The organism is Microbacterium sp. LWO14-1.2, assembly GCF_038397715.1.
In the GTDB taxonomy this organism is placed as follows: domain Bacteria; phylum Actinomycetota; class Actinomycetes; order Actinomycetales; family Microbacteriaceae; genus Microbacterium.
Genome location: NZ_CP151633.1, coordinates 1,613,977 through 1,626,284 on the forward strand (window position 1 = coordinate 1,613,977; position 12,308 = coordinate 1,626,284).

Consider the following 12,308-nt stretch of genomic DNA (forward strand, 5'->3'; position numbering starts at 1 on the left):
GGGCGCATGATGGTCCGCCTGCCGTTGAGCCCCGCCGAAGTCGAGCGGGGAGAGCGCCTCGGCGCCCTGCTGCGTCGCGCTCGCGGCGAGCGATCGATGCTGAGCGTCGCGCTCGACGCCGGCGTCTCACCCGAGACCCTGCGCAAGATCGAGTCCGGCCGCGTCGCCACTCCGGCGTTCCCGACGATCGCCGCGATCGCCGGCGTGCTGCACCTGTCTCTCGACGCGGTGTGGGCCGAGATCGAGCCGATCCGCGACGTGCGCGACGCCCGCGGACGCGTCGCGTCCTGACATGGCGACCGCTCTCGTCACCGGCAGCTCGCGCGGCATCGGCCGCGCTGTCGCGCAGGCCTTCGCCCGCCGCGGCGACCGGGTCGCGGTGCACTACGGCGCCGACCGCGACGCCGCGGAGCAGACTCTCGCGTCGCTCGACGGCTCGGGGCACGCGATCGTCGGCGGAGACCTCGGCGATCCGGCGGGTGCCCGGGACGTGGTGGATGCCGCGATCGCGGCGCTCGGGTCGCTCAGCATCCTGGTGAACAATGCGGCCGTCGCGCCGAGTGCGGCGAACGAGCACCGCGTCGATGCGACGACCTACGAGGCCTGGCAGCAGGCGTGGGCGCAGATGACGGCCGTGAACCTGGTCGGCGCCTCGAACGTGACGATGCTCGTCGCGCAGCACATGATCGCGCGCGGCGACGGCGGGGCGATCGTGAACATCGGGTCGCGCGGAGCGTTCCGCGGCGAGGCCGACCACCCCGCCTACGCGGCGACGAAGGCCGGACTCCAGGCGTTCGGGCAGTCGATGGCGCTCGTGCTCGCGCCGCACGGCATCTCGGTCGCGTCGGTCGCTCCAGGCATGATCGCCACCGACCGGCAGACGCCGAAGCTCGAGGGAGCCGGGGGCGACGGCATCCGCGGGCAGAGCCCGTTCGATCGCGTCGGCACCCCGCAGGAGGTCGCCGAGGCCGTGGCCTATCTCACGTCGCCGGGGGCCGTGTGGGCGTCAGGCGCGGTGCTCGACCTGAACGGGGCGTCGTACTTCCGGTGAGCGCCGCGCGTGCGTCGCACTTGTGGTGAGCGTCGCGCGCGCGTCGCACTTGTGCGTCTGCGTCGCAGGTCTGCCGCGCATCCGTGCGACGCGGACGCGAATCTGCGACCGCAGCGCACGGCGGAGAGACGGGAGGATGCCGCGTCAGCCGCGCAGCACGGAATCGAGGAGCCCGGGGAAGAGGGCGTCGAGGTCGTCGCGGCGCAGTGTCAGCATCCGCCGTCGCCCGTTCGGCTCGTTGCGGATGACGCCCGCTTCGCGCAGCACCTTCATGAAATGCGACTTGGTCGACTTCGGCAGGTTCGGGTCGGTGGCGTGGCAGGCGGCCATGTCGAGCGGACCGCCGGCGAGCTGGCGGGCGATGGCGAGGCGCTCGGGGTCGCTGAGGGCGAAGAGCACGTCCGTGAGCTGGATGTCGGAGCGCTCGGGGTGCGGCAGGTCACCAGGCATGGTTCGAGAATAGTTGAACAATCGCGCGAGGGCGAGTACGCTCGCCAAGGTTCGATGATTCTCGAACCGAACAGGAGCCCCATGACCACCGCGCCGATCGCCACCTCCGCGTCGACATCCGCCGCGACCCCCGCCGACGCGCAGCCCGGCAGCCGTCGCCATCGCTTCGGTTTCGCGCTCGCGATCGTCGCGCAGATCGCCATGATGACCGGCGCGAGCGCGCCGTCGCCGTTCTACCCCGTGCTCGCGGCCGAGATCGGCTTCGACGCGATCGTCATCAGCGCCGTGTTCGCGGTGTACGCGATCGCGCTGCTGCTGGCGCTGCTCACGGCCGGCTCGCTGTCGGACCACGTGGGCCGCCGGCCGGTCGCGATCGCCGGATTCCTGCTCCTCGCGGCGAGCATGCTGCTGTTCTGGCGTGCGGACACGGTCGTGACGCTCATGCTCGCCCGCATCCTGCAGGGTGCTGCGAGCGGCGTGCTCATCTCGACGCTCTCGGCCGCCGCGCTCGACCTCGCGCCACGCGGTCGCGCTCGGACCGCCGCCCTGTGGAACGCCCTCAGCCCGGGGATCGGCCTCGCCCTCGGCGCCCTGCTCGCCGGCATCGCCCTCGACCTCACGCGCGCCGCTCTGCTCGACGTGTTCGCCCCGCTCACGGCGGTCTACGTCATCCTCGCCGGGCTCTTCTTCGTGGCACCCGAGACCGCTCCCCTGCGAGCGGGCGCCTGGGCGTCGCTGCGGTTCCGCCTGTCGGTGCCGTCGGCCGTGCGCGGCGACTTCTGGCGCGGAGCGCCCGCGATCATCGCCGGATGGGCGACCGGCGGACTCTTCCTCTCGCTCGGAGCGACCATCGTGCGCAGCGAGCTCGGCGGCGAGGCGCACACCTGGCAGGGCCTGTCGGTGGCGATGCTCGCGGGCGTCGGAGCGATCACGGCGTTCGCGTTCCGCCACCGCTCTGCGCGCACTTCGGTGATCTTCGGGACGTCCGCACTCACGGTCGGCACCGCTCTGTCGCTCATCGCGCTGAGCGCCGGATCACTGCCGTTCTACCTCGTGGTCACGGCCATCACGGGCATGGGGTTCGGCACCGCCTTCTCGGGAGTCGTCGCGTCCCTGGCGCCGCGCATCCCCGCGACCGAGCGCGCCGACGCCTTCGCCGTCATCTACGTGCTCGCCTACCTCGCCTTCGCCGTCCCAGCCGTCGTCGCCGGAATGCTCGTCGGAGTCTTCGGCCTGACCGCGGTCTGCCTCGGATACGGTGCCGTCGTGATCGCCCTCGCCGTGATCGCCCTCGTGCTGCGCGTGCGCCGGTCCGCGTAGGCGCGCTGCGCCGCGGCATCCCTCCGCGCCCCTCTCGCGCTTCTGCGGCCCGCCCCGCCCCGCCCTTCTCGCCGCCCCCCGCGCGCGCAACGAAGGAGATCACACGCAACGAAGGACGATCCACCCGAAACCCTCCTTCATTACGCGTGAACTCCTTCACAGCCGCACCCCGCGAAGGATGCCGCAGCCCACCCCCGTTGCCTCATCGAACGATTAACGATAGATTCCTGTTGTTCTTCGATGAGAGGTGTGAGACATGGGACGAGTGACGATCCTCGTGCTGCGGGTCCTGATCGCGATCGCGCTGCTGGGGTCGGTCGCGGTGCAGGCGCTCGTCGCACCGATGCTCTGGCTGGATCTGGGGGCCGAGGAGCTGTGGGGGCGCGTTGCGATCGTGGGCCTCATCGTGCTGGGGGTCGGCACGATGCAGGTGTTCGGGATCTGCGTGTGGATGCTGTTGACGCGCGTGCGGCGGGGGTCGATCTTCTCGGCATCCTCGTTCCGGCTGGTCGACGTGATCATCGGGGCGATCCTCGCCGCGGCAGTGCTGACGTTCGCGTTCGCGGCGCTGCTGGCTCCGGGCGATGCAGCACCGGGGATCGTCGCGCTGATCGGAGGCGCCGGACTCGTGCTGTGCGGCATGGCGCTGCTCGTCGTGGTGATGAAGGCGCTGCTGCGGCAGGCGATCGACCGCGACGTCGAGGCGCGATCGCTGCGGTCCGAGCTCGACAACGAGGTGATCTGATGCCGGTCGTGGTCGACATCGACGTGATGATGGCCCGGCGCAAGATGAGCGTCGGCGAGCTCGCCGAGCGCATCGGCATCACGCCCACGAACCTCGCGGTGCTGAAGAATGGCCGTGCGAAGGCGGTGCGGTTCACGACGCTCGACGCCCTGTGCGAGGTGCTCGAGTGCCAGCCGGGCGACCTGCTGCGCTGGGAGCCCTGACCGCGGGGTGGTTCCCGCGGCCGGATGCCGTTCGCTCGGCCACATCCCACGCTCGCGGCCGAGGGAAGACTCGCGGCCGAGGGAAGACGAGAAGGCCGAGGGAACGAACGAGTTCTACCGCTCTGCGAGAAGCTCCTGCAGCCGCGTGACCTCGGCCTCCGGCATCCCGTACCCGTGCTCGGGAGCGGGGTACTCCCCCGACCGCACCTCGCTCGCGTAGGCCGCGACTCCGGCGACCGACGCCGCCCGCACCTCGGCATACCGCTTGACGAAAGCGGCAGCCGGTCCGTCGTAGATGCCCAGCAGGTCGTGGAACACGAGCACTTGGCCGTCGGCATCCGCGCCCGCTCCGATGCCGATCACCGGCACGCGCAGCAACGGCATGAGCGCCGCCGTCACCGCCGAGGGCACGGCTTCGACCACGAGCAGCGAGACTCCGGCATCCTGCAGCGCGAGGGCGTCGTCGATCACGGCGAGCGCGGCCTCGGCGGTGCGCCCCTGCGCGCGAAAGCCACCGAGCGCGGTCGCGGTCTGCGGCGTGAGGCCGACGTGTCCGACGACGGGGATGCCGGCATTCACCAGTGCGCGGGCGCGATCGACCGTCGTTCCCCCGCGCTCGATCTTCACGAGATCGACCCCCGCTTCCTTCACGAAGCGCTGCGCGGTCTCGAGTGCGAGGGCATCGGAGCCCTCGTACGAACCGAACGGCAGATCGCCCACGAGCAGGGGGCGCGACAGTCCGCGCCGCACGGCCTTCGTGAGCATGAGCATCTCGTCGATCGTGACGGGCACGGTGCTGTCGTAGCCGAGCACGGTCATCGCGGCGGAGTCGCCGACCAGCACCATGTCGACCCCGGCCTCCTCGACGATCCGCGCGCCGGGATGATCGTAGGCGGTGACCATGACGATCGGCTCACCCGCGCCCTTCTTGCGAGCGAGATCGGCGATCGTCAGGCGGCGGGTCGGGGCGGCGTGCGCGCTCATCCGGGGTTTCCCCTCAGCAGGTGGTTGTCGATCAGGCGGGCGGCGCCGACGCGAGCGGCGACGAGCAGCAGAGCGTCGCGGTCGGCGCGAGCGACGGGCTCGAGCGTCTCAGCATCCCGGAGTTCCAGGTACTCGGGCTCGATCCCCGCATCTGCCAGCGTCGCGAGGGCCGCCGGCACGATCTCGCCTCCGGACTGGTGCGCCGTCTCCCCCGCATCCAGCGCCCGGTTCAGCGCGGCGGCCTGCGACCGAGCATCCGCGTCGAGATAGACGTTGCGCGAGCTCATCGCCAGTCCGTCGGACTCGCGCACGATCGGGCAGGCGACGATCCGCACCCCGAGGTCGAGGTCGCGCACGACGCGGCGCACGACGAGCACCTGCTGCGCATCCTTCTGCCCGAAGTATGCAGTGTCGGGGCGCACGATGCCGAAGAGCTTCGTGACGACGGTCGCGACGCCGTCGAAGTGGTGGGCGCCGCGGCTCGCGCCGTCGAGGACGTCGGTGATGCCCGCGACGTGGATGGTCGTCGCGAAGCCGTCGGGGTACATCTCCGACGGATCCGGCACGAAGAGGATGTCGACGCCTTCCGTCTCGGCGAGCGCAGCGTCACGGGCCTCGTCGCGCGGGTAGGTGCTGAGGTCTTCGTTCGGCGCGAACTGAGTCGGGTTCACGAAGAGCGAGACGACGACGAGGTCGGTCTGCTCTCGCGCCGCGCGCATGAGCGACAGGTGTCCCTCGTGGAACGCCCCCATGGTGGGAACGAGTCCGACGCTCTGGTCGGCGGCCTTCGCGTCGCCGACAGCGGCGCGCACCTCGGCGATCGTCCGAAGGATCCTCATGCGTCGTCCTTCCGTCCGGCGAGGTCGCGCGTCGCCGCGGCGAGCGCGTCGAAGAGGTCGCCCAGGTGACCCGATGCCGCGCGCTGCCGTGCCACGGTCGCCTCGTCGCCTCGGGCGATGGGCCCGGTGAGCACGGCAGCCGCGCCGGACGCGGCCCAGTTCTCGACGGTCTGCCGCACGAGCGGCACGAGGTGCGCGCGCTCCACGCCGGCCTCGTTCGCAAGCTCCTCGGCCGCGTCGAGCACCGTGAGCACGAAGTTCGACGCGAAGGATGCCGCGGCGTGATAGCTCGCGCGGTGGGTGTCGTCGACCCGGAACGGGTGCATGCCGAGGGTCGTGGCGATCTCCGTGGCGAGTGCGAGATCGGCATCCGTTCGTCCGTCGACGGCGGCCCCGATTCCGGCGAACACCTCGGGCGGTTCCCCTCCCGTGAACGTCTGCAGGGGATGGATGCTGAGGTCGACGCCGCCGAGCCCGGTGGCCCCGGAGACGTGGGCGAGGCGGTGGGCCTGCGGGCGGGCGGTTGCCGCGGCGTCAGAGATCGCAGCATCCGGCACGCAGAGGATCGCGAGGTCGACGGTCGAGAACTCCGCGTCGCGCCCGAGAGGGCCATGGACAGTGAAGCCGGCCGCGCGCAGGGCGCCGGCGAGGACGGTGCCGAGCCGTCCGGCGCCGAGGACGGCGATGGTCGGCGCGAGGGCGGGAGAAGGCGTGGAGGTCATGATGTGAGCTGCCCCGAAGTGGTCGGAGCGGATGCGTCGAGTATCCGCTGTGCGGGGCGCGGCCACCAAATGCGGGATCAAGACGACAATCAGAATGGATGCTAGATGCGTCACTATCCACGATACTGACCGTCTCCGGTAGGCATTCTGCTTTCGCAGGCATTCGGCACCCGCGGCCCCGATGAACGCCGCATGAGAGTGATTGACCAATCACTCTCATGCGAGTACAGTCGCTTCCATGACCCCGCGCACCCCTGTCCTCTCGACCGCCGACGTCCGTCGCCCCCTGGTCGCGGCGGCGGCACTCGTGGAGTTCGCTCGGGGCGGGTACTTCCGCACGACCGTGGCCGATGTCGCTCGCGAGGCGAAGATCTCGCCGGCGTACGTCTTCAAGCTGTTCCCGCGCAAGGAGCAGCTCTTCGTCGCAGCGCTCGAGGCGTGTTTCGAGCGCATCGTCGAAGCTCTGGATGCGGGCGCCGATGCGGCCGAGTCCCCCACCCCCGATGAGGTGCTGGATGCGATGGGCGAGGCGTACGCCGACCTCATCCGTGACCGGTCGCTGCTGATGCTGCAGGTGCATGCGCAGTCCGCGGCGGAGATCCCGGAGATCGGCGAGGCGCTGCGCGCCGGGCTCGCAAAGGTCACCGAATTCGTGCGGCAGCGCTCGGCGGGGAGCGACGACGCCGTGCAGCGCTTCATCGCCTACGGGCAGCTCTGTCACCTGATCGTCACGGCGCGCGTCGACGAGAGCAGCGCGCCGTGGGCGAAGATCGTCGCGCACGGCATCCGTCATCCCGAATGAACCATCCCACCCGGGCTCGCTTCTTCATGCCCTTCCGAGTGAGTGACCACTCACTAACACCGATATCGACAAGGAGTCTGTCATGACCGTCACCACGTCCGCACCCGCTACAACCGCCCGGAGCACCCGGCGCTGGCTCGCGCTGACCTTCCTCGCTCTCGCGCAGTTTCTCGTCGTGCTCGACGCGTCGATCGTCAACATCGCACTGCCTGTGCTCGGCGACCAGCTCGACATGAGCACCGCCGCGCTGGCGTGGGTGATCACGGCCTACGTCCTCGCGTTCGGCGGACTGCTGCTGCTCGGCGGTCGCCTCGCCGACCGGTACGGCCACCGCCGGATCTTCCTTCTCGGCACGGCGGGGTTCGTCGCGGCATCCGCTCTGGCCGGCCTGTCGTTCTCGAGCGAGATTCTGCTCGCGGCGCGTGCCCTGCAGGGGGTGTCGGCGGCGCTGCTCGCTCCGTCGGCCCTCGCACTGCTCACGCAGCTGTTCCCCGAGGCGCGTGACCGCTCGAAGGCGCTCGGCGTGTGGGGCGGGGTCGCCGGGATCGGCTCGGCCGCCGGCGTGCTGCTCGGCGGGGTGCTCACCGGAGCGTTCGGGTGGCAGTCGGTGTTCTTCGTGAACGTCCCCGTCGGCATCGTCGTGCTCGTCGCCGTGCCGCTGCTGATCTCGCGCGACACCGCGTCGCCGAGCGAGAGGCTCGACGTGTGGGGCGCCGTCACCATCACCGGTGCGCTCGTCGCAGTGGTCGGTGCCCTCAGTGCCGTCGAGCAGGTCGGCATCCTGCACCCGCTCCCTCTCGCGCTTCTCGTCGTCGCCGTCGGGCTCGGAGCCGCGTTCGTCGCGATCGAGCGTCGCACGGCATCCCCGCTCGTCCCGCTCGGGGTGTTCCGCAACCGCACCCTGTCGATCGGCAACGCGGTCGTGCTGCTCGTCGGCGCCGGAATGGTCGCGCTGTTCTTCGCCCTCTCCGTCTACATGCAGGCGGTACTCGGCTACGACGCGCTCACCACCGGGCTCTCGCAGCTCCCCCTCGCCGGAGCGCTCGTCGTGGTCGCCGGCGTCGTCCCCGCGCTCGTGCAGCGCCTCGGCCTGACCGCGACGCTGATCGGATCGCTGCTCGTGCTGGCCGCGGGTCTCGTGTGGCTGTCGTTCGCGCCCGCGGATGCCGGATTCGTCGCGCAGCTGCTGGGGCCCACCCTGCTCATCGGCATCGGTCTCGGCGGTGCGTTCGTCACCGCCACGCAGCTGTCGGTCGACGGGGTCGAGGGCGGCGAGGCCGGACTCGCCGGCGGGCTCGTGAACACCAGCCAGCAGATCGGCGGCGCCCTCGGGCTCGCCGTGCTCGGCACGGTCGCCTCGCTGCGGACCGAGGCGCTGACCGCGGCCGGGGTCTCTGCGCCGGAGGCCCTGACCGGCGGGTTCTCGTGGCTGTTCCTCGGGGCGGCGGCGGTCACGGTGGCCGGAGCCGCAGTGGCGGGGTTGGCACGGCGGGGCTGAGGGGCGCGCCGCGTCGCACTTTCGCGCTCGGGTCGCAGGCGTTCCTGGAATTCCTGCGACCCGAGCGCACAACTGCGATAGCAGGATCAACCCGAGGTCGGCCGTAATCCAGCGCAGTCGATCAGAATCCGGTCAGACGGATGGGGCGGGGACCGGTGAGGGTCAACGCCAGCGCCCACGGCCCTGCACCTCGCTTGATGATCTCCCGGACGATTCGCTCCTCGAAGCGCAGGAACAGTTCTGCTTGCTCGTCCGGACGCATGTCTCGCTTGGCCCCGAGCCACACCGACCTGATGCCGTGCTGCCGGTAGGCAGCGAGCTCGGCCGGCCGCGTACGGATACGGCGGTCCCGCGTGACGACGATGAATCCGCGCGCGCCGACGAGCGGCATCCAGTCCAAGTCGGGCGTTCCGAGCGGCACCTCAGGAAGGCGATCATGGCCAGGGGACAGGATGTCGGTGCGCCCGGAGCGCTGCAGTATCTTGGCGAATCCCAGGGTGTTCTCGTCCGCGAAGAAGATCGGCGAGAACGGCACCATCACGCAGCTCGATCGCTGCCGATGATGAGCTCGAATCGCAGCGCCTCGTCGACTTGGCCGGCCGTGAGGTCGTAGAGGTCGGCGAGCTCGTCACGAGAGCTTCCGGCCCGGTAGTCGCTCGCCAGAATCTCCGTGCGCACGTTGCGCACCGCTGGTTGTCCGAAGGTGCGAGTGGGGTCCATCACGACGTCGGGGGTGCGGATATCGGGCTGAATGCTTCCGGCAGCGCCGTTCACGTACTGCACGGCACCGCTGAACCGCTGCGTCGCAGCTGTCAGGATGCTCTGCCCGTTGCGGACGACGACGAGCTGCAGGGACTTGTCGAGACCGACCTGTTCCTGAACCACCTGCACCAGCTCCCGTCCCTCGACTTCGAGAAAAGGGCGCGCAAGAGCGAGTGGATAGCGCCCGAACTGCTCGCGAAGCCGCTCGATCGCCGGGCGGAGCTTCTGCACCGTCACGTCTCGATTACGGAACTCGGCGAGGAGACGGGCCTCGACCATCTCCCCCCAGGTCACGGAGTCTGTTCCCGTCGAGGACTCACGAAGGATCGGTTCGTAGAACTTGCCCGCACGGCTGTAACCGTCGAGCCAACGACGGGCAGTGCCGTGATGCAGCCCGACCAGGCGATCGACATCTCCATAGGAGTAGATCGCTCGATCGAGCAGAGACAGGGCCATGTCGTCAATCATGACAGCAGGCACCGGGCGCGCAGGGATTGGGCCTGAATCCGTGGAAACGTGGGTCGCGGCGTCGCACTTTCGCGCTCGGGTCGCAGGGATTCCTGGAATTCCTGCGACCCGAGCGCACAACTGCGACAGCCCGGCCAAGCACAGCGAGCCCGTGGCATCCGCTCTACTCTGGACTGTCGGCCCCATTCGCGTGGCCCTTCTCTGGAGCATCCCCCATGTCTGCACTCACGGTCGATGATCGTGCCCGCTATCGGGCGAAGCCTTCTGTTCTCGACGCGCTGAAGAGTCCGCGGATGCTGACGCGCGAGGTTCTGGCGGGACTCGTCGTCGGATTGGCGCTCATCCCCGAGGCGATCGCGTTCTCGGTGATCGCGGGCGTCGACCCCAAAGTCGGCCTGTTCTCGTCGTTCATCATGGCGGTGTCGATCGCGTTCCTCGGAGGGCGTCCGGCGATGGTGACCGCGGCAACCGGAGCCGTCGCACTCGTGATCGCGCCCGTCGCTCCGACGTACGGGATGGACTACTTCATCGCGACCGTCATTCTCGCCGGAGTCTTCCAGGTGATCCTCGGGGTGCTCGGCGTCGCGAAGCTCATGCGGTTCATCCCCCGCAGCGTCATGGTCGGGTTCGTGAACGCGCTCGCGATCTTCGTGTTCAGCTCGCAGTTCCCGCAGCTGATCGATGTGCCGTGGCTCGTGTATCCGCTCGTGGCCCTCGGCATCCTGGTCATGATCGTCATGCCGCGGATCACGAAGATCGTGCCGGCGCCGCTCGTGTCGGTGATCATCGTGACCGCGGTCGTGTTGACGATGGGCATCACGGTGCCGACGGTCGGCGATCAGGGCGAGCTGCCGCGGAGTCTGCCGTCGCTCTTCCTGCCCGACATACCGTGGACGTGGGAGACGTTCGGCATCATCGCGCCGTTCGCGCTCGGGGTCGCGCTCGTCGGACTCATGGAATCGCTGCTCACCGCGAAACTCGTCGACGAGATCACCGACACTCACTCGAACAAGACGCGCGAGTCGTGGGCACAGGGGGTCGCGAACATGCTGTCGGGATTCTTCGGCGGCATGGGCGGCTGCGCGGTCATCGGCCAGACCATGATCGGCGTCAAGGCCTCCGGCGCGCGGACCCGCATCTCGACGTTCTGCGCCGGGGTGTTCCTGTTCGTCCTGGTCGTCGTGTTCGGCGACTTCGTCGGGACGATCCCGATGGCGGCGCTCGTCGCGGTCATGGTCATGGTCGCGATCGGCGCGTTCGACTGGCACTCCGTGAAGCCGTCGACTCTCAAGCGGATGCCGAAGAGCGAGACGTTCGTCATGATCGCCACCGTCGCGCTCGTGCTGCTGACCCACAACCTCGCGATCGGGGTCGTCGGCGGAGTGTTGGTCGCGTCGGTGCTGTTCGTGCGGCGGGTGGCGCACTTCGCGTCTGTTTCGCGTGTTGTCTCGTCGGCTGGTGATTCGGTGACGTATGCCGTGACCGGCGAGCTGTTCTTCGCGTCGAGCAACGATCTGACGACGCTGTTCTCATACTCCGATGACCCGTCGCGGGTGATCGTGGATCTGTCGCGGTCGCATGTGTGGGATGCGTCGACGGTCGCCGCGCTGGATGCGATCGAGACGAAGTACGCAGCGATGGGGAAGACCGTGGAGATCGTCGGGATGAACGACGCAAGTCAGCGGATGCGGTGACGGCTGACCGGCGGGTTCGAGTAAGCACGACCCACGGTTCGTTGAGCGAGCCGCGGGTCGTCGAGCGAGCACGGCGAAGCCGAGCCCCTCCGGTCGTTGAGCGAGCGGAGCGAGACGAAACGCGCCAACTCCCGCAGATCGCCGAGCGAGCAGCTGTCAGCGCTCAGCGCGCCTTCTCGCCTACTGTCGTTTCCGAATCCGAACCGTAGCGATACTTCTCGGAATCTGTGATCTCGGTCAGCACTCCCCGAGCACTGCGATGCCACCACGCCCCTGCCGCATCGCAGAAGGTGAATTCGATGTACGGGACAGGCTTGGGAATCCGCGACCTCGTCCACCGATCCCAGCGCTCGAGGCGCTCCGGGGTCACCTCAACGACCGACGGCACGTCGCGGCTGGGAGGAATCACCCGCGCCCACCCGGCGTAGTTGCACTTTCCGCTGGCTTCGATTCCGAGTCTGACCTCGTACACCGGTGACGCCGCTAGGTTCTGCACGTGGATGTCCACACGAGTCCCTGCTGGTTCTTCTCGAACCTCCGCCCAAGCGGACACTTGTTCCGCGACCGCGCGCTTGTCTCGCTCAGACTCGATCAACTCGCGACGCCGCTCGAGCGCGTAGGCGCCCCACGCGAAGTAGCCAGCGACGATCGCTGCAAGCGCGGCGAGTGCGGTGGTGACCGCCGCTACTGTGTCCGGGTTCCAGCCCCATTGCATCGTCTTTATCTCCTCGTACTCGGCGGTCGTCCTTGCAGGCTAACGAGATCGAAGC

15 protein-coding genes are annotated in these 12,308 nt (G+C 69.3%); 8 read left to right on the forward strand and 7 right to left on the reverse strand.

Annotation, left to right across the window (positions count from 1 at the left end; translation table 11 throughout):
* Positions 1-9 precede the first annotated feature (9 nt).
* Both MRBLWO14_RS07755 and MRBLWO14_RS07760 read left to right on the forward strand, forming a co-directional pair.
* The gene (locus tag MRBLWO14_RS07755; protein ID WP_341936179.1) at positions 10-291 is read left to right on the forward strand and encodes a helix-turn-helix transcriptional regulator; all 282 of its coding nucleotides are present in this window, start codon (positions 10-12) and stop codon (positions 289-291) included.
* A 1-nt stretch (position 292) separates the two neighbouring features.
* Positions 293-1,051 (forward strand): SDR family oxidoreductase, encoded by a 759-nt coding sequence (locus MRBLWO14_RS07760; protein WP_341935879.1) that lies wholly within the window; start codon positions 293-295, stop codon positions 1,049-1,051.
* Between the two features lie 144 nt (positions 1,052-1,195).
* On the opposite strand, the gene MRBLWO14_RS07765 is transcribed toward MRBLWO14_RS07760, so the two are convergent.
* Positions 1,196-1,501 (reverse strand): transcriptional regulator, encoded by a 306-nt coding sequence (locus tag MRBLWO14_RS07765; RefSeq protein ID WP_341935880.1) that lies wholly within the window; start codon positions 1,499-1,501, stop codon positions 1,196-1,198.
* Between the two features lie 81 nt (positions 1,502-1,582).
* Here MRBLWO14_RS07765 and MRBLWO14_RS07770 point away from each other — a divergent pair, with 81 nt between their 5' ends.
* From MRBLWO14_RS07770 to MRBLWO14_RS07780, 3 genes are all read left to right on the forward strand, one after another.
* A complete protein-coding gene (locus MRBLWO14_RS07770; RefSeq protein WP_341935881.1) occupies positions 1,583-2,821 on the forward strand; it encodes an MFS transporter in 1,239 nt (412 codons plus the stop codon).
* A 256-nt stretch (positions 2,822-3,077) separates the two neighbouring features.
* A complete protein-coding gene (locus MRBLWO14_RS07775) occupies positions 3,078-3,566 on the forward strand; it encodes a DUF2975 domain-containing protein (RefSeq protein WP_341935882.1) in 489 nt (162 codons plus the stop codon).
* A complete protein-coding gene (locus tag MRBLWO14_RS07780) occupies positions 3,566-3,769 on the forward strand; it encodes a helix-turn-helix transcriptional regulator (protein ID WP_096713933.1) in 204 nt (67 codons plus the stop codon). Before MRBLWO14_RS07775 ends, MRBLWO14_RS07780 begins: the two co-directional genes overlap by 1 nt.
* A gap of 114 nt (positions 3,770-3,883) precedes the next feature.
* On the opposite strand, the gene panB is transcribed toward MRBLWO14_RS07780, so the two are convergent.
* Genes panB through MRBLWO14_RS07795 form a run of 3 tightly spaced genes read right to left on the reverse strand, consistent with a single transcriptional unit; the run spans position 3,884 to position 6,314 of the window.
* Positions 3,884-4,753: a 3-methyl-2-oxobutanoate hydroxymethyltransferase gene (panB, locus tag MRBLWO14_RS07785; RefSeq protein ID WP_341935883.1), complete on the reverse strand. Its 870-nt coding sequence runs from the start codon at positions 4,751-4,753 to the stop codon at positions 3,884-3,886.
* Positions 4,750-5,592 carry a pantoate--beta-alanine ligase gene (panC, locus tag MRBLWO14_RS07790; protein ID WP_341935884.1) on the reverse strand — a complete coding sequence of 281 codons (843 nt, stop codon included), beginning with the start codon at positions 5,590-5,592 and terminating at the stop codon, positions 4,750-4,752. Before panC ends, panB begins: the two co-directional genes overlap by 4 nt.
* On the reverse strand, positions 5,589-6,314 hold the full coding sequence (locus MRBLWO14_RS07795) for a DUF2520 domain-containing protein (protein ID WP_341935885.1): 726 nt from the start codon (positions 6,312-6,314) through the stop codon (positions 5,589-5,591). The genes panC and MRBLWO14_RS07795 overlap by 4 nt, the downstream gene beginning before the upstream one ends.
* Positions 6,315-6,552: 238 nt before the next feature.
* Between MRBLWO14_RS07795 and MRBLWO14_RS07800 the strand changes: the two genes are divergently transcribed.
* Together MRBLWO14_RS07800 and MRBLWO14_RS07805 are read left to right on the forward strand one after the other, a co-directional pair.
* Positions 6,553-7,116, forward strand: coding sequence for a helix-turn-helix domain-containing protein (locus MRBLWO14_RS07800; RefSeq protein WP_341935886.1), 564 nt, complete (start codon positions 6,553-6,555; stop codon positions 7,114-7,116).
* 82 nt (positions 7,117-7,198) lie between these two features.
* Entirely contained in the window at positions 7,199-8,614 is a 1,416-nt protein-coding gene (locus MRBLWO14_RS07805) for an MFS transporter (protein WP_341935887.1), read from the forward strand.
* 121 nt (positions 8,615-8,735) lie between these two features.
* Here MRBLWO14_RS07805 and MRBLWO14_RS07810 read toward each other — a convergent pair whose 3' ends face one another.
* Both MRBLWO14_RS07810 and MRBLWO14_RS07815 read right to left on the reverse strand, forming a co-directional pair.
* Positions 8,736-9,152, reverse strand: a complete 417-nt coding sequence (locus MRBLWO14_RS07810; RefSeq protein ID WP_341935888.1) for a hypothetical protein — start codon at positions 9,150-9,152, stop codon at positions 8,736-8,738.
* On the reverse strand, positions 9,152-9,832 hold the full coding sequence (locus MRBLWO14_RS07815; RefSeq protein WP_341935889.1) for a DUF433 domain-containing protein: 681 nt from the start codon (positions 9,830-9,832) through the stop codon (positions 9,152-9,154). The genes MRBLWO14_RS07810 and MRBLWO14_RS07815 overlap by 1 nt, the downstream gene beginning before the upstream one ends.
* A 227-nt stretch (positions 9,833-10,059) precedes the next feature.
* Between MRBLWO14_RS07815 and MRBLWO14_RS07820 the strand changes: the two genes are divergently transcribed.
* Positions 10,060-11,538 (forward strand): SulP family inorganic anion transporter, encoded by a 1,479-nt coding sequence (locus tag MRBLWO14_RS07820; protein ID WP_341935890.1) that lies wholly within the window; start codon positions 10,060-10,062, stop codon positions 11,536-11,538.
* A 163-nt stretch (positions 11,539-11,701) separates the two neighbouring features.
* Here the strand turns inward: MRBLWO14_RS07820 and MRBLWO14_RS07825 are convergent, their stop codons facing one another.
* A complete protein-coding gene (locus tag MRBLWO14_RS07825; RefSeq protein ID WP_341935891.1) occupies positions 11,702-12,253 on the reverse strand; it encodes a hypothetical protein in 552 nt (183 codons plus the stop codon).
* Positions 12,254-12,308 lie beyond the last annotated feature (55 nt).